Annotated in this window: 26 protein-coding genes, 1 tRNA gene and 1 pseudogene; 3 read left to right on the top strand and 25 right to left on the bottom strand. The window is 63.8% G+C overall.

Translation table 11 applies throughout. The features are described from left to right. Nucleotides 1-72: 72 nt before the first annotated feature. Genes ABB29_RS01545 through ABB29_RS15995 form a run of 3 tightly spaced genes read right to left on the bottom strand, consistent with a single transcriptional unit; the run spans nucleotide 73 to nucleotide 3,264 of the window. Nucleotides 73-1,527 carry an efflux transporter outer membrane subunit gene (locus tag ABB29_RS01545; protein ID WP_083487338.1) on the bottom strand — a complete coding sequence of 485 codons (1,455 nt, stop codon included), beginning with the start codon at nucleotides 1,525-1,527 and terminating at the stop codon, nucleotides 73-75. A gap of 7 nt (nucleotides 1,528-1,534) precedes the next feature. Next, nucleotides 1,535-2,716, bottom strand: a complete 1,182-nt coding sequence (locus ABB29_RS01550) for an HlyD family secretion protein (RefSeq protein WP_057656862.1) — start codon at nucleotides 2,714-2,716, stop codon at nucleotides 1,535-1,537. Next, nucleotides 2,716-3,264, bottom strand: coding sequence for a DUF3302 domain-containing protein (locus tag ABB29_RS15995; RefSeq protein WP_083487339.1), 549 nt, complete (start codon nucleotides 3,262-3,264; stop codon nucleotides 2,716-2,718). Before ABB29_RS15995 ends, ABB29_RS01550 begins: the two co-directional genes overlap by 1 nt. Before the next feature lie 774 nt (nucleotides 3,265-4,038). Here ABB29_RS15995 and ABB29_RS01560 point away from each other — a divergent pair. Then, entirely contained in the window at nucleotides 4,039-4,395 is a 357-nt protein-coding gene (locus ABB29_RS01560) for a DUF6694 family lipoprotein (protein WP_157062447.1), read from the top strand. Here ABB29_RS01560 and ABB29_RS16630 read toward each other — a convergent pair. Together ABB29_RS16630 and ABB29_RS16245 are read right to left on the bottom strand one after the other, a co-directional pair. Further along, a pseudogene (locus ABB29_RS16630) lies at nucleotides 4,332-4,582 on the bottom strand (site-specific DNA-methyltransferase); the annotation flags it as partial. The gene ABB29_RS01560 and the pseudogene ABB29_RS16630 overlap by 64 nt on opposite strands. 75 nt (nucleotides 4,583-4,657) lie before the next feature. After that, the gene (locus tag ABB29_RS16245) at nucleotides 4,658-4,891 is read right to left on the bottom strand and encodes a hypothetical protein (RefSeq protein ID WP_157062448.1); all 234 of its coding nucleotides are present in this window, start codon (nucleotides 4,889-4,891) and stop codon (nucleotides 4,658-4,660) included. Nucleotides 4,892-5,283: 392 nt separating this feature from the next. Between ABB29_RS16245 and ABB29_RS01565 the strand changes: the two genes are divergently transcribed. After that, a complete protein-coding gene (locus ABB29_RS01565; RefSeq protein ID WP_057656864.1) occupies nucleotides 5,284-5,724 on the top strand; it encodes a hypothetical protein in 441 nt (146 codons plus the stop codon). A 143-nt stretch (nucleotides 5,725-5,867) separates the two neighbouring features. On the opposite strand, the gene ABB29_RS01570 is transcribed toward ABB29_RS01565, so the two are convergent. The 16 genes from ABB29_RS01570 to ABB29_RS01645 form a co-directional block, all read right to left on the bottom strand. Further along, nucleotides 5,868-5,943: transfer RNA gene (locus tag ABB29_RS01570), tRNA-Lys, on the bottom strand. 77 nt (nucleotides 5,944-6,020) lie between these two features. After that, a complete protein-coding gene (queC, locus tag ABB29_RS01575; protein WP_057656865.1) occupies nucleotides 6,021-6,716 on the bottom strand; it encodes a 7-cyano-7-deazaguanine synthase QueC in 696 nt (231 codons plus the stop codon). Between the two features lie 45 nt (nucleotides 6,717-6,761). Continuing rightward, on the bottom strand, nucleotides 6,762-7,442 hold the full coding sequence (gene queE / locus ABB29_RS01580) for a 7-carboxy-7-deazaguanine synthase QueE (RefSeq protein WP_057656866.1): 681 nt from the start codon (nucleotides 7,440-7,442) through the stop codon (nucleotides 6,762-6,764). Between the two features lie 206 nt (nucleotides 7,443-7,648). After that, entirely contained in the window at nucleotides 7,649-8,494 is an 846-nt protein-coding gene (ybgF, locus tag ABB29_RS01585) for a tol-pal system protein YbgF (protein ID WP_057656867.1), read from the bottom strand. 9 nt (nucleotides 8,495-8,503) lie between these two features. After that, a complete protein-coding gene (gene pal, locus ABB29_RS01590; RefSeq protein ID WP_057656868.1) occupies nucleotides 8,504-9,016 on the bottom strand; it encodes a peptidoglycan-associated lipoprotein Pal in 513 nt (170 codons plus the stop codon). A gap of 73 nt (nucleotides 9,017-9,089) precedes the next feature. After that, nucleotides 9,090-10,406, bottom strand: coding sequence for a Tol-Pal system beta propeller repeat protein TolB (gene tolB, locus ABB29_RS01595; protein WP_057656869.1), 1,317 nt, complete (start codon nucleotides 10,404-10,406; stop codon nucleotides 9,090-9,092). A 98-nt stretch (nucleotides 10,407-10,504) separates the two neighbouring features. Beyond that, the gene (gene tolA / locus ABB29_RS01600) at nucleotides 10,505-11,509 is read right to left on the bottom strand and encodes a cell envelope integrity protein TolA (RefSeq protein WP_057656870.1); all 1,005 of its coding nucleotides are present in this window, start codon (nucleotides 11,507-11,509) and stop codon (nucleotides 10,505-10,507) included. Next, complete coding sequence (tolR, locus tag ABB29_RS01605; RefSeq protein ID WP_057656871.1) at nucleotides 11,509-11,940, bottom strand: protein TolR; 432 nt, start codon at nucleotides 11,938-11,940, stop codon at nucleotides 11,509-11,511. The genes tolA and tolR overlap by 1 nt, the downstream gene beginning before the upstream one ends. A gap of 12 nt (nucleotides 11,941-11,952) precedes the next feature. Then, a complete protein-coding gene (gene tolQ / locus ABB29_RS01610) occupies nucleotides 11,953-12,720 on the bottom strand; it encodes a protein TolQ (protein ID WP_057656872.1) in 768 nt (255 codons plus the stop codon). A 30-nt stretch (nucleotides 12,721-12,750) separates the two neighbouring features. Next, nucleotides 12,751-13,182 (bottom strand): tol-pal system-associated acyl-CoA thioesterase, encoded by a 432-nt coding sequence (ybgC, locus tag ABB29_RS01615; protein WP_057656873.1) that lies wholly within the window; start codon nucleotides 13,180-13,182, stop codon nucleotides 12,751-12,753. Then, complete coding sequence (gene ruvB / locus ABB29_RS01620) at nucleotides 13,179-14,234, bottom strand: Holliday junction branch migration DNA helicase RuvB (RefSeq protein WP_057656874.1); 1,056 nt, start codon at nucleotides 14,232-14,234, stop codon at nucleotides 13,179-13,181. Before ruvB ends, ybgC begins: the two co-directional genes overlap by 4 nt. 93 nt (nucleotides 14,235-14,327) lie before the next feature. After that, entirely contained in the window at nucleotides 14,328-16,250 is a 1,923-nt protein-coding gene (locus ABB29_RS01625; RefSeq protein WP_057656875.1) for a potassium transporter Kup, read from the bottom strand. Between the two features lie 48 nt (nucleotides 16,251-16,298). After that, entirely contained in the window at nucleotides 16,299-16,883 is a 585-nt protein-coding gene (ruvA, locus tag ABB29_RS01630; RefSeq protein ID WP_057656876.1) for a Holliday junction branch migration protein RuvA, read from the bottom strand. 10 nt (nucleotides 16,884-16,893) lie between these two features. After that, nucleotides 16,894-17,469 (bottom strand): crossover junction endodeoxyribonuclease RuvC, encoded by a 576-nt coding sequence (gene ruvC, locus ABB29_RS01635; protein ID WP_057656877.1) that lies wholly within the window; start codon nucleotides 17,467-17,469, stop codon nucleotides 16,894-16,896. A 60-nt stretch (nucleotides 17,470-17,529) separates the two neighbouring features. Further along, nucleotides 17,530-18,264, bottom strand: a complete 735-nt coding sequence (locus tag ABB29_RS01640; protein WP_057656878.1) for a YebC/PmpR family DNA-binding transcriptional regulator — start codon at nucleotides 18,262-18,264, stop codon at nucleotides 17,530-17,532. 80 nt (nucleotides 18,265-18,344) lie between these two features. After that, a complete protein-coding gene (locus ABB29_RS01645) occupies nucleotides 18,345-18,989 on the bottom strand; it encodes an esterase/lipase family protein (RefSeq protein ID WP_057656879.1) in 645 nt (214 codons plus the stop codon). 105 nt (nucleotides 18,990-19,094) lie between these two features. On the opposite strand from ABB29_RS01645, the gene ABB29_RS01650 reads away from it, so the two are divergent. Next, nucleotides 19,095-20,258, top strand: a complete 1,164-nt coding sequence (locus tag ABB29_RS01650) for a metallophosphoesterase (protein WP_057656880.1) — start codon at nucleotides 19,095-19,097, stop codon at nucleotides 20,256-20,258. 198 nt (nucleotides 20,259-20,456) lie between these two features. Here the strand turns inward: ABB29_RS01650 and ABB29_RS01655 are convergent, their stop codons facing one another. The 4 genes from ABB29_RS01655 to ABB29_RS01670 form a co-directional block, all read right to left on the bottom strand. Continuing rightward, nucleotides 20,457-20,978 carry a GNAT family N-acetyltransferase gene (locus tag ABB29_RS01655; RefSeq protein ID WP_057656881.1) on the bottom strand — a complete coding sequence of 174 codons (522 nt, stop codon included), beginning with the start codon at nucleotides 20,976-20,978 and terminating at the stop codon, nucleotides 20,457-20,459. 2 nt (nucleotides 20,979-20,980) lie between these two features. Next, complete coding sequence (locus ABB29_RS01660; protein ID WP_057656882.1) at nucleotides 20,981-21,268, bottom strand: hypothetical protein; 288 nt, start codon at nucleotides 21,266-21,268, stop codon at nucleotides 20,981-20,983. A 502-nt stretch (nucleotides 21,269-21,770) separates the two neighbouring features. Further along, a complete protein-coding gene (gene aspS, locus ABB29_RS01665; RefSeq protein WP_057656883.1) occupies nucleotides 21,771-23,519 on the bottom strand; it encodes an aspartate--tRNA ligase in 1,749 nt (582 codons plus the stop codon). Between the two features lie 171 nt (nucleotides 23,520-23,690). Continuing rightward, on the bottom strand, nucleotides 23,691-24,017 hold the full coding sequence (locus ABB29_RS01670; protein WP_057656884.1) for an FmdB family zinc ribbon protein: 327 nt from the start codon (nucleotides 24,015-24,017) through the stop codon (nucleotides 23,691-23,693). Between the last annotated feature and the right edge of the window lie 21 nt (nucleotides 24,018-24,038).

Raw genomic sequence — 24,038 nt, forward strand, 5'->3', positions numbered from 1 at the left:
TCCTCCAGGCAATCCAGATGGCTGACGAGTATCACCAGCGCTCACCATCGCAGCGTGAACGCGTTGACATCCTCAGCGCGTAGCAGAAACATCCGCGGTGGCTATCGGCGCTGTCGTGGCCAGATCGAAATCACCGCCCAATGCCAGATGCAGACCCACGCGCCGGCTCAATCGTTCGCGCTGTACCTGCAGCAACACCACCTGCGCGGCGTACACGGCCAGTCCGCTCTGGGCCACGGCACGCATATCGATCTTGCCAACGCCGAATGCGCTCTGTTGCAGTTCCAGCGTGCGCTGGTTGTCTACCAAGGCGGCCCGCAGGATCCGTTCGCGTTCGGCCAGTACCTGCTCGGCGTCCAGCGCGTCTTCAACTTCCTGCACCGCCTGCAACGCCAGTCGCGCATAGTCGGCCAGTGCCTGCTCCTGCTCGGCATTGCGCAACTGTACCTGTGCCGACAGCGTGCCGCCGAGGAAGATCGGCGCGACCAGACTGCCGCCGGCACTCTCGATGCTGCGATCGCGGCCATTCTCCAGACCATTCAGATCGTCGGCGATACGACCGGCGTTGGCGCCCAGGGTCAGACCTGGCAGGCGCGCGGCCTTGGCTTCGCCAACCCGGTTGAATGCCGCCGCTACCCGGTGTTCGGCTGCAATCAGGTCCGGGCGCCGCTCCAATACCTGCGCCGGTATACCCGCGGGTACCGGGTCGGGCATGGTCGGTAGCGCGCCGGCTTCCAGCTCAGCGCGGGGGAATCGCCCTAACAGCACTTCCAGCGCCCGTGATGCCTGCCGATGGGCCAGGTCAATCTGCTGCACCGAGTCCTGGTACAGGGCCAGATTCGCTCTCGCCAGCGTCACGTCCTGCTCGCTGCCGGCGCCCACCTTCCAGCGTTGTTGGCTCAGCGTCACCAGCTGTTGGCCGCTATCGGCCATCGCCATTGCGATCTCGCGCTGCTGCGCGGTTTCGGCGACTAGGAACCAAGCGCGTGCCGTGGCCGCGGCAATCGATTGGCGGGCGAAGCGATAGTCGGCGCTGCTCGCATCCCGGCTGGCGACGGCGGCGTTGCGCGCATAGCGCAAGCGGCCCCACAAATCGATCTCCCACCAGACTTTCAAGACCGCGCCGCTGACCACCGCGACCAGATCGTCAATCGGCTTGCTGCTGGCACGTGCCAGTACTCCAATCGCCGGATACAACTGGCCTTGGGCAACATCAACCGCGGCATCGGCCTGTTGCACCCTGGTCGCGGCGATCCGCAGATCAGTGTTGTGGGCAATCGCTTCGGCGACCAGCGCATCAAGGCGCCGGTCGCCGAAGCTGGCGATCCAGGCGTCACTGACCTCGCCGGTGGCCGCAACGCTGGCCCACTGCGCCGGCGGCTGCGCGCCGCCGAGCGCCTGTGCCTGGATCTGCTGGTGATCCGGTGGCGACAGCGTCGCACAGCCACCGGCCAGCCACAGCCAAGCCAGCGCCAAGCCCAGCGAATGCTGCGAGGGTGCCACTGCTGGAGTGCCGGAGCGCGCCATCACCGCCTCAATGCAGCTTGAGCACAAGCCAGTCGAGCTTGGTGCCGACCCGCAGGATGACCCTGCGCACCATGTGCAGGATGGTGCCGTGATTGGTGTAGATCGCCCCCTGCCCCTGCGCGCCCATCGGAATGAACTGGTCGCTGTCCTTGCCGACCGGACGCAGGCGCACCGCGAAACGTCCTTCCGCTATCGGCGTGGCGCCCAATTCGGGCAAACGTCCACCAATGGGCAACTGTCCGGTGCCGGATGACCACACGATCGAATCGACCTTGCACTTGATGATGCGATTGGGATGCGTACGCAGGGCGATCTCGGCCTCGTTGCCAGGCTCGATGTTGGCCAGCTCGTTCTGGCTGAACATCGCCAGCACCCACTGCTCGTTCTCGACGAAACTCATCGCCGGAGCCAACGGCACCGCCACCGCGTACGAACCTTTGCGCAGCTGCAGGTTGACCACGGTGCCATCGGCCGGCGCATGGACCACTGTCTGCTGCAGCCGCCAGCGCGCTTCTGCGATCTGCGCCTGCAACTGGACCAGCGCCGCGCGCGCCTGCGCGACTTCGGACAGGTCGCCCTCCTCGGTCAGCGCCGACAACTTCTGTTCAACCTGCGCGCCCGCCGCGGAAATCGACGCCAGATCCGATTGCAGGTTCTCGACTTCGGTTTGGGCCTGTTCGAAATCGAATCGGGAGCCGGCACCGGTCGCGGCCAGTTCGCGGGTCTGCTCAAGCCGCTTGCGTGCCAGTTTCAACTTGCTGGCGACGGTCGCACGCTGCGAACGCGCACCGCCCAGTTGCTGGTCCAGTTCGCGCTGGTAGGCATGCGCACTGGCCAGTTTGGCCTCCAGTTCCGGCAGCTTGGCTTCCAGTGCCAGCGCCTGTTGCCGGTACGGCGTCGGGTCGATCCGGAACAGCACGTCACCTTTCCTGACCGGTCGGTTGGCCTCGACCGGGACTTCAATCACCCGGCCGGCAACGTTGGGTACGATCTGCACCACGTAGTTGGTCACCCTTACATCCGACGACGACGGCGCGACCACGTTCAGCATCAGGATCATCGCCACCATGCTGATGATCGGCAGCGTGATCACGATGACTTGGCTCACGATGTTCCAAGGCAGCCACTTGAGCTTGAAGAACACCAGCCAGACGAAGAACGAATATATCAACAGCAGCAGGATTTCCATCAGGCATCGCCTCCGACAGGCCCGCGCTGGCTGGCCAGCTGCGACTCAAGCGCCTGCAAGCGCAGGCGCAGCCGTTGCATCTCGGCTGCGGTATCGATCGCGCTGGCATTGGTGGCCAGCGCCACCGGCGCGGTTGCCGGTGGCGCTGCATCGGTAACCGTCAACGAGTCATCCGCAGGGTGTTCGGGTTCGACCTCGTCGGTTCCGTAGGCGAGCTTGTACAACACCGGCTTGCTGTAGGCCCACAGGAACGCGAACGGCCATAGCAGGCCGCCAAAGAACAGCGACATGATGCATAGCGCTTGGATGGCCTTGGCCTGCGGATGGCGCCGCTTCTCGGCGATCTTCTCCGGCATGATGTGCAGCAGCCAGAACGCGACAATCAACGCAGTCGGCGCGATGAACAACGCAATCCAGGAAATGACGTTGGCGATCGCGTCGGCGGTTTCACCACTGAACAACGATGCCTGCGCCGGCAGCGGCGCCACCGCCGCAATCAAGGCGCTGCTGGAGGCCACTGCCAGCAAAATCGCACGTCGATACCTCATGGAGCGGCCCATCTGCTCAACTATTACCGGCCATCGACGCCTCTCCGCGTCGCTTGCAGTTTCGCCGGACATCTTCGGAGAACGCATATCGCCCCCTTGCCAACGACCTCGATTCACGGAGTGGACTTCGCACCCAGGCGCGACGTCGCTTCAGTTCGCTCGACTGTTCCAGTTCGTCCCGCCGCTGTCACATTTGCCAGCGAAGTAAATACCCTTTGCCGTTAACTTTTGTTACGTATTTGTTAAATTCCGTGCTTCAGCTTGTGTCGTGCCGTCGCGCCAATACAGCACCAACGCAGCTCTTTTGTGTTGACTCATAACGCATCATCCGCCGGCCAGCGGACAGCGATTGCCGCTGACCGAAGAGCAGCTACCAACAGCCGCAGCGTCCTTGACGACGACAGCGTGCCGACTATCGACCAAGAATTCGAAACGGAGGGAGATGTAACAGGATGGTGGAGCGCGAAGAGTTCGAGCCTTCAGTAAAGAGATGGAACGCCACGCAAATTGTGCCTTTTCAACAAGCAGCCAGGGTCCCGGATTTCTCGGGTCGATTGCTTGGAACCGCGATAGCGGTGCACCAGTTTTCTATCTTTCCGACTCTGGCGCAGGGTGAGATGTGTCCATATAACCAGCACGGGGCCTTCGTTGGTCCGCTTATACCTCCGTTTGTTAGTCGCATCCGGGGATAACAGGCCATGCGTTACGCTATGGATACGTCGTATCACCAGACCCCTCTATTGATAGTTGGACCTCTACCTCAAGGAGTACGGGATGCTGAAAGAACCACTGCTTGCTGTTTGTTTGGCTTTCGCTGTGACCGCATGCGCAACGTCGGAAAACCCAGCCAGTCAGATTCGCCTCGATGCAACATCGGATGCGACAGCCATGAGCAGCTTTTCAGCAATGGCCGAAGCGCTTACGTCTGAGAATCGTCAAGAGCTGTTGGTCGCAATGCTCAAGCTTAATATGACTGGCGTAAACAGCGTCTATGAAGTTATTCAGAATCCTGATCTGCAATCACCTTCCATTGCACGCATAAAGGACAAAGTCGATGGGATGACTGCTCAGCAGATCATTGACCTGGCCAACCGCACATCTTCAGTTGAGGCTGAAGTAACGGCCGAGTGAGGCCTAATAACCGCCACCAGCGTGGTGCCCGAGCAGCGAACGGGTCGAGGATTCGGCCGCCCTCCTCGCAGATCCGCACCGATTCGCGAATAATCGCCGGGAAGCACCGGCGCCCTGCGTTGCAGCGGCATGTTGCCCTGCCCCACACCACGTGTTTGCGCACACGTCCTAGCCGAGGACTCCGCCCTCAGTCTCATACAGTGCGGGGACGAACTCAATCCGAGAAGAGAATCACCAGCGCCACCACAGTAGTTCGTACTACCTACCTGGAGCGTGCTACAAAAAAATTGAAAAGCCAGCGCCAACCATTCGGTGCACACACAATCGCAACGGAAGAACATGCCAGCGTGCCCAGCACCATCCAAATCGAAACGGATTTTTCGCCTCCCTCAGCACCGAGTCCGGGAAGAATTACACCAAGAATGATAGCTCCGCTCAGACTAATAGCGAAGAGAACGAACCAATAGGCCTTTGGCAAACTGTTGTTCGCGCTCATACTTGACTGGTTGTCCTGATTTGATTGGTGGGCCGTGAAGGATTCGAACCTTCGACCAAAAGATTAAAAGTCACGTGGATTTAGCCGTGGCAGCAAGCACTTAGCACCGACTATTTTACCGGTTTGATGCCGTGAAACCCGCAACTCATGGTGCACCAGCCTCCTAGTTTTACCGGGCCGAGATCCAGCTTCAGTGTCGGCCATCATTCGAGGACAGGCCACATCGTGTAACCGGTTGTGCATCAGCTTGTTAGTCGGACCCAGCCGCCATAAGATTGAGCTGCATCATGGGGATGGCGCACTGTATGCTGCACTTTGGGATAAGTCGTTTAAATGGATCCCGGGGTCTAGCTATCAGGTCGTTAGACCGCTATCAATTTGCAGGGGGAGCTGTGACATTCATCTCGTACATCATCGTGCTTGTTGGCGGGCCAATCGTTCTGACAATCAGCACGCTCATACTTGGTTTCCTAATCGCCTTGCTCTTGGCGTGGACATCTATCCGTTTCCGCGTGGCAGTTGCAGGCTTTGCATCTGGCGTTTTAGGGGTTGTATGCGTTTGGCTGTTCGGTAACTGGATCTTTGAGGGCTTCGCTCATGAGCCACGGGCTTCGCTACATCCAAGCATCGCTGTGGCTATAGCAATTGCCATCCCATTCTTCAATGACCTCAATCACACCAAGAAGGTCAAGGAAGCTACGAGCATGCTCCCAGCTCACCTCGATGAAGCTCATGCTCATGCTCAGGTCACAGGTCGCTATGCGCAATTGCTTGGGTACGTCGTTGGCGCTGTTATCACTTTCGGCTGGCTCGCGTCTCGTGTCGCGGCCTAACAGCGGACACCGCCTCGCGGCGCCGTTTAACTCGGGCGTTTGCGTGGAACATCCACTGCGTCTTCGAATACCTAAACGGGCTGTTTCGGTAAAATTCGCCGCAGCGAGGCGACGCAAAGAAGCCCACAAGGTGTTGATTTGATTGGTGGGCCGTGAAGGATTCGAACCTTCGACCAAAAGATTAAAAGTCTTCTGCTCTACCGACTGAGCTAACGGCCCACTGAAAACCCCGACGTTGCGTCGGGGTTGGCTATTCTACCCCAAGCCGTGGCCGGGGTGAAATGCGACTGGCTGAATCAGGGTACGTAGCGGGTCGGGTCGGCGACGCCGGCCTGGACGAAGCCGTCGGCGCGCAGGCGGCAGGCATCGCAGTGGCCGCAGGCGCGACCAGCGTCGTCGGCCTGATAGCAGGAGACGGTCTGCGAGAAATCCACGCCCAGGCGCACGCCTTCGCGGACGATGTCGGCCTTGCTGAGCATCTGCAGCGGCGCGTGGATGCGCAGTCCCGCGCCTTCGACGCCGGCCTTGGTCGCCAGGTTGGCCAGCTGCTCGAAGGCCTGGATGAAGGCCGGGCGGCAGTCCGGATAGCCGGAGTAGTCGACCGCGTTGACGCCACAGAAGATATCGGTCGCGCCCAGCACTTCGGCCCAGCCCAGCGCCACCGACAGCATGATGGTGTTGCGCGCCGGCACGTAGGTGACCGGGATGTGCTCGACGCCGGGGTCGGCATCCGGATTGGCCTGGGTATCCAGCGGCACGTCGATATCGGCGGTCAGCGCCGAGCCGCCGATGCTGCGCAGATCGACGTGCACGGTCTTGTGCTCGACCGCGCCCAGCGCCGTGGCGACGCGATCGGCGGCTTCCAGCTCGGAGGTATGCCGCTGGCCGTAACGCACGCTCAGGGCATGCACGGCAAAGCCCTGCTCGCGGGCCATGGCGACGACGACGGCGGAATCCATGCCACCGGACAACAGGACGACAGCTTTTTTCATGGGGTTTCTGACTTTACAGCGATAAAAGACGGTGGCCGCGGCGGTTCAGCGGCCGGGCTCATCATTCCACAGCAGCTTGTGCAATTGCATCTGGAAGCGCACCGGCAGCCGGTCGGCGACAATCCAGTCAGCCAGTTCGCGCGGCGACAGCTCGCTCTTGCTTGGCGAAAACAGCACGTCGCAGCGCTGCGGCAGCTGGTGTTGCTGCAGCATCTGCTTGGCCCATTCGTAATCGCCACGGCTGCAGAGCACGAATTTGACCTGATCGTGCGGGGTCAGCTGGGCGATGTTGTCGAGCAGGTTGCGATGCATCTCCAGCGAATCCGGGGTCTTCAGGTCAACGACCCGCGATACCCGCGTATCGACCTCGCTGATATCCAGCGCGCCGGAGGTTTCCAGCGAGACCTGGTAGCCGGCATCGCACAGCTTCTGCAGCAGCTGGATGCAGCGCTTCTGCGCCAGCGGCTCGCCGCCGGTCACGCAGACATGGCGCACACCGTGGCGGGCGACCTCGGCCAGGATGTCGTCGATATTCCACCATTGGCCGCCCTGGAAGGCATAGGCGGTATCGCAGTACTGGCAGCGCAGCGGGCAGCCGGTCAGGCGCACGAACACGGTCGGCCAGCCAGCGGTATTGGCTTCGCCCTGCAGCGACAGGAAGATTTCGGTCAGCTTGAGGCGATCAGCGGCCGGCGTGGCGACGGCGGGGGGGGCGACGGCATTCATGGGGGCAGCATTATGAGGCGCGCCACACCTGCCTGCCAGCATTCATTGCCACGCGGTTACCGCCGCGACAGGCGACGCAGGGGCAGAAATGGCGTTGGCAAGTGCGCCGGGGCTTCAGCGCCCGGGTTGCTGCGGCCAGGGCAGCGGAGCAAGCTCCGCTCTACCGGTCAGGGGTAGCGGAGCAAGCTCCGCTCTACGGGTCAGGGTCAGCGCACCTGTCCGAGTTGGATGGCCTTCAGGCGGTCGTCGGCGGTGCGGGCGATATCGCTGCCCGGATACTGGCTGATGACCTGGCCCAGGGTCTGTTGCGCGGCATCGACCTGGCCCAGTCCGTATTCGGACAGGCCCAGCTTGAGCATGGCGCCGGCAGCCTTGTCGTGGGTCGGATAGCGGTCCAGCAGGGTCTGGAACTGCTGCCCGGCCAACTGGTAGTTCTGGGTCACGTAATAGCTTTCGCCCAGCCAGTACAGCGCGTTGGGCGCATAGACACCGTTGGGGTACAGCTCGAGGAAACTGGTGAACAGCTGCGCCGAATCGGCGTAGTTGCCGGCCTTGAGCTGGTCGAAGGCCACGTTGTAGGCACTGCGTTCGTCGCCGGCCTGGGCAATGGCGCCGACATCGCCGTGGACGCTGGGCGCGGCCTCGCCAGCGGTGGCCGCCGCAGTGGCGCCAGCCGCGGCAGGTGCCACGACCGCGGCGGTCGGGGCAACGCTGCCATCGGTGGTGCCGGTGGTGCCGGCGGGAACATCCGGCAGTGCCGGGGCACCGCCTTCCAGACGATTCAGGCGGCTGTCCAGATCGATGTACTGATCCTTGCCACGCTGCTGCATCTGCTGCAGCTGGTGCTGCAGTTCCTCGACCTGCGCACGCAGGTTGCGCAGCTCATCCTGCTGCTGGTTGAGCTTGTCCAGCATCTGCAGGTTGGCGGCATTGCCGGTGCTGGCCTGGGCTTCCAGGGCGGTCACCCGGTCGGCCAGGCTGACTCGCGCCTGCGCGGGAGCGGCGGCCACCAGGGCCGCCGCCAGTACCACATGTAACGTCTTGAACTTCATGACGGCCGCTTACTTGGCGGTGTACACGATCTCGACGCGACGGTTCTGCGCCCAGCAGGATTCGCTGGATTCGGTGCAGACCGGGCGTTCTTCGCCGTAGCTGACCACCGACTGCTGGGTGCCGGAGCCGCCATTGGCCTGGATGGCCGACGACACGGCATTGCCACGGCGCTCGCCCAGGCCCTGGTTGTAGGCGCGGCTGCCGCGCTCGTCAGCGTGACCTTCCAGGGTCATGCGCGAGGACGGACGGTCACGCAGGTACTTGGCGTGGCAACCGACGATGGCCTGGAATTCCGGCTTCAGCGAATCCTGGTCCAGATCGAAGTAGACGACGCGCTGGCGCAGGCAGGCATCGGTATCCAGATCTTCCGGACCGTAGGCACCGGCGGTGGTGGTTTCGGTCGGGGTGGTCGGAACGGTGGTGGTGTCGGTCGGCGGGGTTTCCTTGACGGTCTTCTTACAGCCGGCCAGCACGGCCACGGACAACATGGAGAGCATCAAAACGCGGGTGGTGGTGTTCATGATCGTTCCTTGGTGAATACAACGGGGTTGATGACGTTAAGCGATGCACACGTAGTGAATTGTAGACAGTTTTTTAACGTTTGGCGCGATACGGCGACCAGGCCGGCTCGCGGACGTCGCCATCGGCCAGCACCAGTCGCTGGCGGACCCGCGCGTCAGCCGAAACCGCATACAGGACTCCCCGTCCGCCTTCGCGCGCAGCGTACAACACCATGCTGGCGTTGGGGGCGAAACTCGGGGTTTCGTCCAGCGAACCCGGCGACAGCGTCGACCAGCGCGGCGAACCCAGGCTGCGGTCCATCAGGGCGATGCGGTAGGTGTTGCCACTGCCCTGGGCGACGACGATCTTCTTGCCGTCGTAGGACACGTTGGCGGTGGCGTTGTAGCTGCCCTCGAAGGTCACCCGCGAGGCCGAGCCACCGCTCGCCGCCACCTGGTAGATCTGCGGCCGGCCGCCGCGATCGGAGGTGAAGTAGATGGTGCCGCCGTCGGGGCTCCAGGTCGGCTCTGTGTCGATGCTGGACTGGCTGGTCAGCTGGCGCAGCTGGCGGCTGCCGAGGTCCATCACGTAGATCTCCGGATTGCCACTGCGCGACAGGGTCATCGCCAGCTTGCTGCCGTCGGGCGAGAACGACGGCGAGCCGTTGATGCCGCGAAAGCCGGCAATCTTCTCGCGCGCGCCGGTGGTGATGTTCTGCACATAGATCGCCGAGTTGCCGCTTTCGAAGCTGACATAGGCCAGCTTGTTGCCATCCGGGCTCCACGACGGCGACAGCAGCGGTTCGGCCGAACGCACCACCACCTGCGGATTGAAGCCGTCGGAGTCGGCGATCATCAGCGCATAGCGCATGTTCTTGCCGCTGCCACTGGCGGTGATGTAGGCGATGCGGGTCCAGAACGCGCCGCGGACGCCGAGGATCTTCTCGTAGATGGCGTCGGCCATCTGGTGGGCGACGTCGCGCAGCGCGGTCGAACGGGCGGTCATCGCCAGGCCCAGCAGGCGCTCCTGCTTGGCGACATCGAACAATTCGTACTCGACCCGGTAGCTGCCCTCGCCGGCGTCAACCACGCGGCCGACGACGATGTAATCCTGGCGCAGGGTGCGCCAGGTCGGGTAGTTGATCTCGCTGCCGCGGACCGGGCGCTCGACGATATTGGCTTCCGGCAGGGTGCGGAAGGCGCCGGAGCGCTCGAGGTCGGCGCGCACCACCTGCGACACGTCGGTCGGCGGGGCGGTGCTCGATCCCTGGTAGGGCATCGGCACGATGGTGATCGGCAGGGCCGAGGCGTTGCCGCCGACGATGTCGATTTCCAGCCCCTGCTGGGCGCTGGCTGCCAGTGGCAGCAGCAGGAGGCACAGGAAGGCGAACCAGGTGCTGAGTTTGTTCATGGGCAAGCGGACACCAGTTGATGAAGTGAATAGGGATAACAGGATCAACGTGAACGTTTTCGCAAAAGTGAACGAAAGATCGCGTGAACCAGTGCCGATCAGCGGTCCTGAGCGGTGAAATTGAGGATCAGGGTGCGCGCGAACACCGGCTCGAAACCTTGATACGGCAAGGGCTGCGCCATCAATACCGCGCGCTCGACCGAGCGTTTGCCGGCCTCATCGAACGGACAGCCGCCCTGCACCTGCGCGTCGATGACCTCACCGCCGGGAATCTGGCGGATGACGATGCGGCAGCGGGTACCCAGCGGCACCGAATCCGGCCGCGTCCACTTGCTGAGGATGGCGGTCTGCAACGCCGACTGGTACTTGGCCAGCAGGTCATTGGCATTGCCGCCCTGCCCCGGCGTGGCATTGGCCTGGGCCGGCGAGGCGGTCGCCGCGGCCTGCGAACTGGCGGCCGCGGCGCGGGCCTGGGCCAGCTGGCGCAGCTTCTGTTCGGCCAGCTCGGCCTGGCGCGACGCCTGTTCGCGCTGGCGGCGGATGTCGGCCAGCTTCTTCTGCCGTTCTTCTTCCTGCTGCTTGGCCAGCCGTTGCTTCTGCTCGGCTTCCTGCTGGCGCTTGCGTTCGGTCAGGTCGATCTGTTCCTGGCGGCGCTTTTCTTCCTGTTCCTTCAGCGCTTTTTCCTGCGATACCGCCAGCGCATCGGCGGCATCCTGGTCTTCGCTGTCGGGAATGGCGATGCGTTCCTGCGCCTGCTGTTGCTGCGGCACCGGCGCGACCTGCGGCCGGGTTTCCGGAATCGGCTGCGGCGGCGGCACGGTTTCCTGCTCGGCGACTTCGGGCACCGGCTCGGGCAGCGGCTCGGGCTTGGGTGCGTCCTTCATCGCCTGCTCGGCCGAGCGGATGTCGGCGCTGGAAATCATCAGCGCGGCTTCGATCATCGGCGAACCGGCGGCCGACTCGATATGCCGTTCCGGCGACCACCACCAGGCCATGAAGAACAGCAGCGCGACCAGCAGGTGCACGGCCACGGCCAGGGCAATGGCAACCCCCAGGTTGCCATCCTCGCGCTCGGGCTGGCGATGGAAGACGTCCGCGTGCATCAATTACCCGGTTGGCTCATCAGGCCCACTTTCTTCACCCCGGCCTGCTGCAGCATGACCATGGTGTCCATGACCCGCTGGTAGTCCGAGGTGCCGGGCGCGGCGACGAACACCGGGGTGTCCTTGTTTTCGCTGACAAACGCTTTCAGCTTGGCCTCCAGCGTGGTGGCGTCGATCTGCTCGGGTTTGCCATCCTGCAGGGTCAGCGTGTAGCGGCCTTCGCCGTCAACGGTGACGATCACCGGGTCCTTCTTGCTTTCCAGCGATCGGGCCCTGGAATTGGGCAGATCGACGTCGACGCTGAGGGTCAGCAACGGCGCGGTGACCATGAAGATGATCAGCAGCACCAGCATCACGTCGATGTAGGGCACCACGTTGATCTCGGACTTGAGTTTGCGGCGCTTGCGGTTGCGCGAAATGGCGGCGGTCATGGTGGCCTCCGATTACTCGTCGGCCGAGGTCTGGCGCTGCAGGATCGAGCTGAATTCCTCGGCAAAGGTTTCGTAGCGCACCGAAATGCGTTCGACCCGGGTGGTGAAGCGGTTGTAGGCCCACACCGCCGGAATCGCCACGAACAGGCCGATGGCGGTGGCGAACAGCGCTTCGGAAATACCCGGTGCGACCGAGGCGATACCGGCCTGCTCGCCACTGTTGAGCATGTCGTGCATGGTCACCATGATCCCGAATACGGTACCGACCAGGCCGACATACGGGGCGGTCGAGCCGATGTTGGCCAGCAGTTCGAGGTTGCGTTCGAGCTGGTCGACTTCGCGGGCATAGGTCGCGCGCATGGCGCGCTGGGCGCCTTCCAGCTGGGCGCGGCCATCAAGCTTGCGCTTGTCGCGCAGGCGGGCGAACTCGCGGAAACCCGCTTCGAAAATCGCTTCCAGGCCATTGACCACGCGGTTGCGGTCGGTGGCGCCGGCGTACAGCTTGCTGAGATCGGTGCCGGACCAGAACCGTGACTCGAACTCGTCGGCATCGCGGTTGGCGCGCTTGAACACCGCCGCCTTGCGGAAAATAATCACCCAGCTGATCAGCGAACCGACCAGCAGCAGCAGCACGATTACCTTGACCGGCAGGCTGGCCTTGATCAGCAGCTCAAGGTAGTTGATGCCATTGTGGCTGGTGTTGGCGGCGGCTTCGACCACGGCGCCGGCCGCGTCTGGCGGCAGGGCTTCCACAACGGTCGCCAGTAGCGATGCAATCATCCGGTGTTCCTCAAAAAGATGCTGATTAGGTCAATGGTCGGGTTGCAGCTGCGTGAACTGTCGATACAACGGTTCAGGTAGCGGTTTGGGTTTGAACAGGCTCGCGCCGAGGCAGGCCACCTTGACCTGGGCGCTGACCAGCAACTGGCCCTCGCGCAGGATCCGTTGCCCGAACACCACGCTGGCACGCTTGCATGACTGGATGCCCACCTGCACCTGCAACAGGTCGTCCAGCCGTGCCGGCGCCACGAAGTCCAGCTGCATGGCGCGCACCGCGAATACCAGGTCATGGGCCTGCCGCAGGTCTTCCTGGGCATGGCCCATCGCCCGCAACCACTCGGTGCGCGCACGTTCCAGGAACGCCACGTACCGGGCATGGTAGACGACGCCACCGGCGTCGGTATCTTCCCAGTAAATGCGTGTCGGCCAACTGAATAGAACGCCGTTGTCGCCGTCGCTCATGCGCTGCTGCTCTCGATGCCGGGAACCGGCTCGAACAGACCGGCCGCATGCGGTTGCCGCGGTCGCAGTCCCAGGTGCAGATAGGCTTTTGGCGAAGCGATGCGGCCACGTGCGGTGCGGACCAGGAAGCCCTGCTGGATCAGATACGGTTCGATCACGTCTTCCAGGGTGCCGCGTTCCTCCGACAGCGCCGCCGCCAGCGACTCGACCCCGACCGGACCGCCATCGAAATTGTCGATGATGGTGCGCAGCATGCGCCGATCGAGTTCGTCGAAGCCTTCCGGATCGACCTTGAGCATTTCCATCGCGTCACGGGCGACCTGGTGGTCGATGTGGCCCTGTGCACGGACCTGGGCGAAATCGCGGACCCGGCGCAACAGGCGGTTGGCGATGCGTGGCGTACCGCGCGCACGGCGGGCGATCTCGGCCGCACCTTCGCCGACACAGTCGATGCCGAGGATGCGCGAGGAGCGCTGGACGATGCGGGTCAGCTCGTCGGGAGTATAGAACTCCAGCCGCTGGACGATGCCGAAGCGGTCCCGCAGCGGAGCGGTCAGCAGGCCGGCGCGGGTGGTGGCGCCAATCAGGGTGAATGGCGGCAGGTCCAGCTTGATCGAACGCGCGGCAGGGCCTTCGCCGATCATGATGTCGATCTGGAAATCTTCCATCGCCGGGTACAGCACTTCCTCGACCACCGGCGACAGGCGATGGATTTCATCGACGAACAGCACGTCATGCGGTTGCAGATTGGTCAGCAGCGCGGCCAGGTCGCCGGCCTTCTCGATCACCGGACCCGAAGTCACCCGCATGTTGACGCCGAGTTCGTTGGCGATGACATGGCTGAGGGTGGTCTTGCCCAGCCCCGGCGGACCGAAGATCAGGACATGATCAAGCGCCTCGCCGCGGCCCTTGGCGGCCTCGATGTAGATCGACAGCTGGTCGCGGACCGGCTTCTGGCCCAGGTATTCGTCCAGCCGCTTGGGCCGGATGCTGGCTTCGACAGCGTCGTCTTCGCCGGTGGCACTGGACGCAATGATGCGGTCTTGGGTCATGCCCGCATTATGCGTGAACGCCGCCGACAACACAGCCTCCGGCGCTTCAGCCGGCCAGCCGAGTTCAGGACCAGGCCAGCTGCGCTGGCCGGGCTAGATCTCGACCTGCGCGCCGAGCTCGACCAGGCGGTTGCCGGGAATGCGGAAGAAGCTGGTCGCCGGCACCGCATTGCGATGCATCAGCGCAAACAGCTTGTCGCGCCAGACCGGCATGCCGCGATGGGCGATGGCGACGATGGTTTCGCGGCTGGCGAAATAGGTCGTCTCCATCGGGTCGAAATAGATGCCGCCCTTGTCGCACGAGCGCATCAGCGCCTGTGGCACGTCCGGCGTCTCCATGAAACCGTACTTGACGATGACCCGGTAGAACTCGTCGCCGATCGAGGTGATCTTGAGCCGCTTCTCGGCGGCCACGAACGGCACCGGCATCGTATCCACGGTCAGGAACACATTGCGCTCGTGCAACACCTTGTTGTGCTTGAGGTTGTGCAGCAGCGCGTGCGGCACCATCCCGGTCTGCGCCGTCAGGAACACCGCCGTGCCCGGCACCCGCACCGGTGGCGCCAGCATCAGCCCGGGCAGGAACACGTCCAGCTGCAGGCCTTCCTTGCGGATTTCGGCGCCGAGCAGCTCACGGCCGCGACGCCAGGTGCGCAGCAGGGTGAATACCACCAGCCCCAGCACCACCGGGAACCACGCACCCTGGAAGAACTTGGCGCCATTGGCGATGACGAAGCCGACATCGACGACGAAGAACACCACGCACAATGGCAGCACCCAGCGCCGCCACTGCGGCCACAGCGCGTTGGCGACCAGCGCCAGCAGCAGGGTGTCGATCAGCATGGTCGCCGACACCGAGATGCCGTAGGCGGTGGCCAGGTTGGTCGAGCTGCCGAAGGCCAGTACCACCCCCAGCACGGCGATCATCAGGATCCAGTTGATGCCGGGGATGTAGATCTGGCCGATGGTGTCGGTCGAGGTGTGGACGATGCGCATGCGCGGGATGTAGCCCAGCTGCATGGCCTGGCGGGCGACCGAGAAGGCACCGGTGATCACCGCCTGCGAGGCGATGATGGCGGCCATCGTGGCCAGGATGATCATCGGGTACAGCGCCCACTCCGGCACCGATTCATAGAACGGATTGCTGACCGCCTCCGGATGCTTGAGCACCAGCGCGCCCTGGCCGAGGTAATTGAGCATCAGGCAGGGCAGCACCACCAGGTACCAGGCATAGCGGATCGGGCGCGGGCCGAAATGGCCCATGTCCGCATACAGTGCCTCGCCGCCGGTCACCGCCAGCACCACCGCGCCGAGGATGAACACCGAATGCCAGCCATGGGTGACGAAGAAATTGAAGGCCCACCACGGGTTGAAGGCCTTCAGCACTTCCGGATCATGCTGGATGTTCCAGATGCCGATGGCGGCCAGCGAGATGAACCACATCAGCGTGATCGGGCCGAACACCTTGCCGACTTTTTCGGTACCGAAGCGCTGGGCCATGAACACCCCGAGCAGGATCACCACGGTGATCGGCACGATGAACTGGTGCAGGCCGGGTGCCGCCACTTCCAGGCCTTCGACCGCGCCCAGCACCGAGATGGCCGGGGTGATCACGCCATCGCCGAAGAACAGCGAGGCGCCGAAGATGCCGAGGATGCCGACCACGTAGGCCGAGCGCGAGCCCTTCTTCAGGGTACGCTGAGCCAGCGCCATCAGCGCCATGATGCCGCCTTCGCCATCATTGTCGGCGCGCATGATGATCGCTACGTATTTGGTCGAAACCACGATGACCAGCGCCCAGAACACCAGTGACAGGATGCCGAGAATGGTGTCGTGGTTGCCCTGCAGGCCGAAATGCGGCGAAAAGGCTTCCTTCAGCGTGTACAGCGGGCTGGTGCCGATGTCGCCGAAGACCACGCCGATGGCACCGATCACCAGCCCCTTCAGGCCTTTGTTGCCGTGGCCGTGCGCGTCCTGCGGACCGATGCTGGAATGATTGGAATGTGGGGTGGCCATGGGCTGCCTTGGTGTTGCCAACAGGAATGCGTTGCCGGTGCGGAAGCGTCAGCGCAGGGCTGATTGCAGGGCTTTGCGGATGATGGTGGCGGCGTCATCGCCGCTGCTGGCCGAATCGCGCGCCATCCGGGCTGCGTCAGCGGGCTTGTAACCCAGCTGCTGCAGGGCGATGGTGGCTTCGGATTGCGGATCATAGGCCTGTGGGCCGGGTCCGGTTGGACCGCCAGTTAAACTGGCGGCGCGATCCCGCAGTTCCACGACCATGCGTTCAGCGGTTTTCTTGCCGATGCCGGGGATGCGGGTCAGCGCGGTGACGTCGCTGGACTGCACCATCCGCGCGAATTCGTCGACGCTGACCCCGGACAGCACCGCCAGCGCGATCTTGGCGCCGATGCCGCTGACCTTCTGCACGTCGCGGAACAGCCTGCGCTCGCTCTCGCGCAGGAAGCCGTACAGCGAGACGCTGTCTTCCTTCTGCGCATAGTGGGTAAACAACGAGACTTCGCGACCGACCTCGGGCAGATCGTAGAAGGTGCTCATCGGCGCTTCCAGCTCGTAGCCGACGCCACCGACATCAATCACCAGCCACGGCGGCGACTTGAACGCCAGCACGCCCCGCAAACGACCAATCATGGACACATCCTCACTTACGGCTCCAGGCCTGGCGCACGTCGATGCCCATCCGCGCCGCGGTTGCCCGCACGTGGCCATGGGTGATGGCGATGGCCAGGGCATCGGCGGCGTCGGACTGCAGTTTGCCGTGCAGCCCCAGCATCATCCCGACCATGTGTTGAACCTGTTGTTTTTCGGCGCCGCCCTTGCCGACGACCGCCAGCTTGACTTCCTTGGCTGCATATTCGTGGACCGGCAGATCACGCATGACCACCGCGCAGATCGCCGCGCCGCGCGCCTGTCCCAGCTTCAGCGCCGAATCCGGATTGCGGGCCATGAACACCCTTTCGATGGCGACTTCCTGCGGTTTCCATGTTTCGATGACTTCGGCCAGGCCAGCCAGCAAGCGCTTGAGCCGCTGCGGGAAGTCATCCGCCCCCAGTAGAACCAGCGGCGCATGGTACACGTAGCTGGGCCTGCCCGCCGCATCGACGTCGATGATGCCGACGCCGGTGCGCTGCGAACCCGGGTCGATGCCAAGGATACGGGTGGCGACGGGACCGGAGACCGGTGAGCGGGGACCGCTGGAGGCTGTCTTGAAAGTCACGGTTGCTCAGCTACGGACGCACGCCGACAACGTACTGGCATATGGCCCCGGGTCACGGACTCAGCCAGCGTAGGCATCGGCGCCCAGCGCTGCGTTGGAATAGACGTTCTGCACGTCGTCCAGGTCTTCCATCATGTCCAGCAGCTTGACCACCTGCCTCGCGGTGTCGCCTTCGACCGCGATGTCGTTGTCGGCACGGAAGGTCACTTCGGCCTGGTCGGCGGTGATGCCGGCGGCTTCCATCGCCTGCTTGACCTGCTGGAAATCCTCGACGCTGGTGACCACGTCGATCGAACCATCATCCGGATAGACGACGATGTCGTCGGCACCGGCCTCGATCGCCGCCTCGGTGATCTTTTCCTCGTCGGCGCCGGAGCCGAAGCTCAGCACGCCAAGCTTCTTGAACATGAAAGCCACCGAGCCTTCGGTGCCCATGTTGCCGCCGCACTTGCTGAAGGCATGGCGCACTTCGGCCACCGTGCGCACGCGGTTCTCGGTCAGGCAGTCGACGATCACCGCGACCCCGCCGGGAGCATAGCCTTCGTAACGGATTTCCTCGTATTCCACCCCTTCCAGCTCACCGGTCGCCTTCTTGATGGCACGCTCGATGACGTCCTTCGACATGTTGGCCGACAGGCCCTTGTCGACCGCCACCCGCAGCCGCGGGTTGTTGGCCGGGTCACCGCCTCCGGCGCGCGCGGCCACCCCGATCTCGCGGATGATCTTGGTGAAAATCTTGCCGCGCTTGGCATCGGATGCGTTCTTGCGGGCTTCGATGGAAGGGCCTCTACCCATGGCGTTTCCGGAACAGTGCTGTGGAGATCCAGCGATTTTACCCGCATTGCCCGGCGCCTGCCGCTGGCCGGCGTGCCGGCTCAGGCGGGCGGCGCAAAGCGGCCATGGCGGAGGAAGTGCGCCGCCTGCACCGCCGCCGGGCGCGAGAACACCAGCCCGGTGTGACTGGCGGCGACCACGCAATGGTCGGCCAGCCCCGGCAGCCGGGTTTCCCGCAACGCCACGGTGCCATCGGACGGGCCGTCGAAACGGGCCATCAGCCGGCCCATGCCGCGGGCGACATTGCCGGCGACCATGCCAACCTGCACGGGGCCCTGCCAGGGCGGGCAGCCGTCCTGCAGCAGCCGGCCACTGCGGCCAAGCAACGACGCCGACCATGATTGCCGGCCCAGATTGCGCGCCGCCTGGCTGCCACACAGTGGCGTGCCCAGGCATACCACCCGCGCCACCGGCAACTGCGGCTGCTGGCGCAATGCCTCCAGAGCCACCAGACCGCCCAGACTGTGGCCGACCAGGTGTAGCGGCGCCTGCTGCCCGCGCAGGTGTTCGATCAGGCGTGGCACCGCGATCTCCGGGCCGCCGACGATGCTGGGATAGCCAAACACCGACACCCTGAAACCCTGCGCGCGCAGCAGCCGCGCCAAAGGCGTCAGCCAGGCCTTGGCGTTCCAGATGCCGTGCAACAGCAGTATCGGGGTGTCGGTGTCATGCGGATGATCGTCCATGCCCCGTCATAGCATGGTCGCCCACGCCGGAAAACCCTGACCGCCCACACAGGCCACGGCGAGGCAATCGGGCGACAATGGCAATCTGTCATCCGGAGAATCACCATGCGATCCCACTCCTGTCGCCTGCTGCTGTTATTCATCTGCTGGGCCGGCTTCAGTACCGCCGCGGCGGCGCAGACAACGGCGGCGACCGACCCCAGCAGCGGCGAACCGGGCATCAGCGCGACACTGGATGACGGTCCATATGTGACATATGGCAACGATGAACTGATCGCGCGCTGGGTCTGCGACGGCAAGCCGATCAAACAGCGTTATCCGGCCACGCAATGGCCAGTCACCATTCCGGCACGCTGCGGCTATCCGCGCGATCTGCGGATCCGTGCACCGGCCAGCGCCGACGACCGGCTGCCGATCAGCGGCGTCGACACCGTGGTCGCGGTATCCGATATCCATGGCCAGTACGAGTTGCTGCTGCGACTGCTGCAGGCCAACCAGGTGGTCGATGCGCAGGGCAACTGGAAGATGGGCAAGGCCCATCTGGTCATCAATGGCGATGTGTTCGACCGCGGGCCGAAGGTCACCGAAGCCTTCTGGCTGTTGTACGCCCTGCAGCAGCAGGCCGCCGATGCCGGGGGTGGCGTGCACTTCCTGATCGGCAATCACGAAACCATGACCCTGTACGACGATCTGCGCTATCTCAACGACAAGTACTGGCGGGTGGCGCAGTTGCTCGGCACCAGCTATCCGGCGTTGTATGGCCAGGACACGGTGCTCGGCCAGTGGCTGCACAGTGCGCCGCAGCAGGGCCAGGTCAATGACATGCTGTTCCTGCACGGGGGCATTTCGCCCCAGTACCTGCAGCTGGGCCTGAGCCGGCAGCAGAACAATGATCGCTACCGTGCCTCGCTGGGGCTACCGCGTTACCGGGTCAAGAGCGATCCGCTGTATGCGCCGCTGTACGACGGCAAGACCAGTCCGATCTGGTACCGCGGCTACTTCCATCCCGGTGAACTGAGTCAGGCCGATGTCGATGCGATTGCCAGACAGTCGGGAGTCGAACACATCGTTGTCGGCCACACCTCGATGAACCATATCGGCAGCTATTTCAACGGCCGCGTGATCGCTGTCGACAGCAGCATCAAGCACGGCATCAACGGCGAACTGCTGTTTGTCGAACACGGCAGGATGAGCCGCGGCCTGCTCGATGGCAGCCGTGCCGTGCTGGAAGACCGCGAGTTGCCCGACAGCGACAGCCACGACGATTGATGTCGATTTGGCTGCACCGCCCCGCGCGTAGAGCGGAGCTTGCTCCGCTGCTTCCAAAGCGGAGTTCGCGCCACTACTTCCAAAGCAAAGCTTGCTCCGCTGCTTCGATTGATATCGCTGGATTCCATGACCGGGCCATGCCATCGCGGACAGCCGGGCAATAGCAACGGGGCAACAGGCAGCGGAGCGAGCTCCGCTCTACGGTTGCGTGATTGCCGGTCGGCGCAGGATGAATTCATCATCCAGGGTATTGCCGACCGGGAATTTATATTCGCCGACTTTCTCGAAGCCATGGCGGGCGTAGAAGCGTTGCGCGCCGTGGTTCTGCGACCACACGCCAATCCACAGGGTGCGCGGCCCGGCCTGCTGCAGCCAGTCGATGGCGGCCGTGAACAGGCGACTGCCGTGGCCGCCGTTCTGGTGTGATTGCAGCACGTACAGCCGCTTCAGTTCACCATCCCCATCACCGACCTGCGGATGCGGCAAGCCGCACGGGCCGGCGGCGGCATGGCCAACCGCCACGCCCTGGTCCTCCAGCAGCCATACCGCGTAATCGGGATGGCCGAGAATGGTCCGCTGCTTGTCCAGCGCGTAGGCATCGGCGAGGAAATCAGCCAGATCCTGCGCTGGGTACAGATGGCCGAAGGTCTCGCTGAAGGTGCGCGCCGCCAGCGTCGACAGCACCTCGGCATCGGCCACGCTGGCGCGCCGCAGCTGCATGCTTACTCCTCCTCGTCGTCGGCGTCGTCTTCCTCGCCGTCGTCGTCCTCGTATTCTTCGTCGTCCTCTTCGCCGTCTTCTTCGTCGTACTCGTAATCGTCTTCGCCGAAGTCCTCGCCATCCCAGCGGCCCTCGCCGTCCGGGACGAATGCCAGCGTCATCGCGGTTTGCGCCACGCCGACCCGGACCAGCCAGCCGCCGAAGACGCGGGCGCGCTCGGTGATCAGGTTGGCATCGCTGCCTTCATTGCCCAGGCGTTCCCATTCCAGGTTGAATGCGTGTTCGGTCATTGTGCTTGGATCTCGTGGTTGCAGGTTGAATGGGTTGGGGCGGGATGCCCCCATCCCAACCCTTCCCCCGCAAGCGGGGGAAGGGCTTTGCTTGCTGCGGGTGGATGGACTGAAGTTGGCAGCTATCCCAGCCCTTCCTGCGCAGGCGGGAGGAGGGTTTGATTATCGTGCTCGGAAAGGTTGAGGTGATGTCCTTACTTAATCCACTGGCAACAAGAGATGACTCTGGGCTTTCGCCAGATGACGAAAAAGATAGAGAACTATCCAACATCGTCATCCCGGCGAACGCCGGGACCCAGCCTTTTCTGGTTTGCTGAAAACCAGCATCTGCACCGACCTTTTTGCCACTCTTCTCTCCCGGACGAAGGAGGCTCTGACGGTTGGCCCTGGGGTGGCCCCCATCCCGTTCCCTTCCCCCGCTTGCGGGGGAAGGGCGTTGGTGCCAGGCGGATTCGCATGGATGACGTACGCCGTGGCCGGGTTGTTGCGGAATCTCTATTTTCTATTTTCTGGGGCGCACCTGGATGTGTACTTCGGCCAGTTGTTCGTCGGCGATCGGTGACGGCGCGCCGGTCATCAGGCACTGGGCGCTGGTGGTCTTGGGGAAGGGGATGACGTCACGGATCGAGTCGGTGCCGGCCATCAGCGCGGCGATGCGGTCAATGCCAAAGGCGATGCCGCCATGCGGTGGTGCGCCGTACTTCAGTGCGTCCAGCAGGAAGCCGAATTTGGCTTCGGCTTCTTCGGCACCGATGCCCAGCAGTTCGAACACGGTGCTCTGCATGTCCGGGCGGTGGATACGGATGGAACCGCCGCCGATTTCATTGCCATTGAGGACCATGTCGTAACCGCGCGATACCGCCGTCTTCGCGTTGGCGCGCAGGTCGGCGATGTCGTCGACCGCCGGGGCGGTGAACGGATGGTGCAGGGCCACGTAACGCTGTGCATCTTCATCCCATTCGAACATCGGGAAATCGGTGACCCACAACGGTGCCCAGCCAGCGGCGACGCGGCCGGTGTCCTTGCCGACCTTCAACCGCAACGCGCCCATGAAGTCGCTGACCACGTTGTACTTGCCGGCACCGAAGAAAACGAGGTCGCCATTCTGCAGGCCAATGGCCTTGATCAAGGCGGCGAAGGCGTCTTCGCTGAAGAACTTGGCGATCGGCGAGTTGACCGCGCCATCGTCGCCAATCTTGATGTAGGCCAGGCCCTTGGCGCCGTACTTGGCGGCATGCGCGGCGTAATCGTCGATCTGCTTGCGCGAGAAGGCGGCACCCGCCGGTACCCGCAACGCGGCGATGCGGCCTTCCGGATGCTCGGCCCAGTCGCTGAAGACCTTGAATTCGCTGCCCTTGACCAGCTCGGCCACGTCCTGCAGTTCCAGGTCGATGCGCAGATCCGGCTTGTCCGAACCAAAGCGGCGCATTGCCTCGGCCCAGGTCATGCGCGGGAACTGCGCGGCGAGATCAACATCCACCACCTCCTTGAAGATGTCGCGGATCATCGCTTCCACGGTGTCCTGGACATCGCGCTCCTCGACGAAGGCGAACTCCATGTCGAGCTGGGTGAACTCGAGCTGGCGGTCGGCACGCAGGGCTTCGTCGCGGAAGCAGCGGGCAATCTGGTAGTAACGGTCGAAGCCGGCGACCATCAGGATCTGCTTGAACAGCTGCGGTGACTGCGGCAGCGCGTAGAACTCACCCGGGTGCATCCGCGCCGGAACCAGGAAGTCGCGTGCGCCTTCGGGCGTGGCCTTGGTCAGGATCGGGGTTTCGATGTCCTGGAAACCGCGCCCGTCCAGCCAGCGGCGCAGTGCCTGCACCAGCTTGATCCGGGTGCGCTGCTTGCGCTGCATGTCCGGGGTGCGCAGATCCAGGTAACGGTATTGCAGGCGGATGTCTTCGCCAGGATTTTCGTGGGCGTGGAACGGCAGCGGCGCGGCCTTGTTGAGCACAGTGATGCGGCTGGCGATCACTTCGACCTTGCCGGTGCGGATCTTGTCGTTGACGCTGTGGCGGGCACGGACCACGCCTTCGACCTGCAGCACGTCCTCGTAGCCCAGTTGCTCGGCGACGGCATAGACCTCGGCCGCGTCGGGCTCGACCGTGACCTGGACAATGCCCTCGTGGTCACGCAGATCAATGAAGCAGACGCCGCCCAGGTTACGGGCGACGTCGGTCCAGCCGCACAGGGTGACGGTCTGGCCAATCAAGGCCTCATCGACAAGACCACAGAAATGGGTACGCATGGGGGCAAACTCCGCAGGGGGCAGCCGGCAAGGGCCGGAAAAAAGGACAAACCGGCGGCAACCGGTCAAGCCCGGTAGTTTAACCGGCAGCGGCCCTTCGCCCCAGTGGCTGGCCGTCGCCCGCCCCGCTTTGGCGCCCGGCGATCACGCCGGGCGAGGTGATCAACCGCCTCAGTCGGCGCTGGCCGCCGGTTTGGCCGCGGCCGGCGCGGTCGCCGCTGGCGTGGACGGCTTGGCATCGGCGGCGGGCTTGCTGTCGGCCGCCGGCTTGCCTGCGCCATCGCCGCTGTCGGCCAGGTTGCGCTTCTTGTCGCCGTCCTTCTTGAAATCGGTCTCGTACCAGCCGCTGCCCGCCAGCCGGAACGACGGCGCTGTCAGCTGCCGCTTGACCGCCTGCGCCTGGCAGGCCGGGCACGTGTCGGGGTCCGGGTCGGAGAGCTTCTGCAGGCGGTCGAACTGATGACCGCACTGTTTGCATTCAAAGGCGTAGATGGGCATGGGTGACGATCGAAGTCAGTG

It is taken from the genome of Pseudoxanthomonas dokdonensis, assembly GCF_001431405.1.
GTDB classification, from domain to species: Bacteria; Pseudomonadota; Gammaproteobacteria; order Xanthomonadales; family Xanthomonadaceae; genus Pseudoxanthomonas_A; species Pseudoxanthomonas_A dokdonensis.

What these genes read in the sequence shown, in the direction of transcription:
- ABB29_RS01545 (WP_083487338.1), bottom strand. Translation starts at nt 1,527, where the DNA reads ATGGCGCGCTCCGGCACTCCAGCAGTGGCACCCTCGCAGCATTCGCTG.
- ABB29_RS01550 (WP_057656862.1), bottom strand. Translation starts at nt 2,716, where the DNA reads ATGGAAATCCTGCTGCTGTTGATATATTCGTTCTTCGTCTGGCTGGTG.
- ABB29_RS15995 (WP_083487339.1), bottom strand. Translation starts at nt 3,264, where the DNA reads ATGAGGTATCGACGTGCGATTTTGCTGGCAGTGGCCTCCAGCAGCGCC.
- ABB29_RS01560 (WP_157062447.1), top strand. Translation starts at nt 4,039, where the DNA reads ATGCTGAAAGAACCACTGCTTGCTGTTTGTTTGGCTTTCGCTGTGACC.
- ABB29_RS16245 (WP_157062448.1), bottom strand. Translation starts at nt 4,891, where the DNA reads ATGAGCGCGAACAACAGTTTGCCAAAGGCCTATTGGTTCGTTCTCTTC.
- queC (WP_057656865.1), bottom strand. Translation starts at nt 6,716, where the DNA reads ATGAAAAAAGCTGTCGTCCTGTTGTCCGGTGGCATGGATTCCGCCGTC.
- queE (WP_057656866.1), bottom strand. Translation starts at nt 7,442, where the DNA reads ATGAATGCCGTCGCCCCCCCCGCCGTCGCCACGCCGGCCGCTGATCGC.
- ybgF (WP_057656867.1), bottom strand. Translation starts at nt 8,494, where the DNA reads ATGAAGTTCAAGACGTTACATGTGGTACTGGCGGCGGCCCTGGTGGCC.
- pal (WP_057656868.1), bottom strand. Translation starts at nt 9,016, where the DNA reads ATGAACACCACCACCCGCGTTTTGATGCTCTCCATGTTGTCCGTGGCC.
- tolB (WP_057656869.1), bottom strand. Translation starts at nt 10,406, where the DNA reads ATGAACAAACTCAGCACCTGGTTCGCCTTCCTGTGCCTCCTGCTGCTG.
- tolA (WP_057656870.1), bottom strand. Translation starts at nt 11,509, where the DNA reads ATGCACGCGGACGTCTTCCATCGCCAGCCCGAGCGCGAGGATGGCAAC.
- tolR (WP_057656871.1), bottom strand. Translation starts at nt 11,940, where the DNA reads ATGACCGCCGCCATTTCGCGCAACCGCAAGCGCCGCAAACTCAAGTCC.
- tolQ (WP_057656872.1), bottom strand. Translation starts at nt 12,720, where the DNA reads ATGATTGCATCGCTACTGGCGACCGTTGTGGAAGCCCTGCCGCCAGAC.
- ybgC (WP_057656873.1), bottom strand. Translation starts at nt 13,182, where the DNA reads ATGAGCGACGGCGACAACGGCGTTCTATTCAGTTGGCCGACACGCATT.
- ruvB (WP_057656874.1), bottom strand. Translation starts at nt 14,234, where the DNA reads ATGACCCAAGACCGCATCATTGCGTCCAGTGCCACCGGCGAAGACGAC.
- ABB29_RS01625 (WP_057656875.1), bottom strand. Translation starts at nt 16,250, where the DNA reads ATGGCCACCCCACATTCCAATCATTCCAGCATCGGTCCGCAGGACGCG.
- ruvA (WP_057656876.1), bottom strand. Translation starts at nt 16,883, where the DNA reads ATGATTGGTCGTTTGCGGGGCGTGCTGGCGTTCAAGTCGCCGCCGTGG.
- ABB29_RS01640 (WP_057656878.1), bottom strand. Translation starts at nt 18,264, where the DNA reads ATGGGTAGAGGCCCTTCCATCGAAGCCCGCAAGAACGCATCCGATGCC.
- ABB29_RS01645 (WP_057656879.1), bottom strand. Translation starts at nt 18,989, where the DNA reads ATGGACGATCATCCGCATGACACCGACACCCCGATACTGCTGTTGCAC.
- ABB29_RS01650 (WP_057656880.1), top strand. Translation starts at nt 19,095, where the DNA reads ATGCGATCCCACTCCTGTCGCCTGCTGCTGTTATTCATCTGCTGGGCC.
- ABB29_RS01655 (WP_057656881.1), bottom strand. Translation starts at nt 20,978, where the DNA reads ATGCAGCTGCGGCGCGCCAGCGTGGCCGATGCCGAGGTGCTGTCGACG.
- ABB29_RS01660 (WP_057656882.1), bottom strand. Translation starts at nt 21,268, where the DNA reads ATGACCGAACACGCATTCAACCTGGAATGGGAACGCCTGGGCAATGAA.
- aspS (WP_057656883.1), bottom strand. Translation starts at nt 23,519, where the DNA reads ATGCGTACCCATTTCTGTGGTCTTGTCGATGAGGCCTTGATTGGCCAG.
- ABB29_RS01670 (WP_057656884.1), bottom strand. Translation starts at nt 24,017, where the DNA reads ATGCCCATCTACGCCTTTGAATGCAAACAGTGCGGTCATCAGTTCGAC.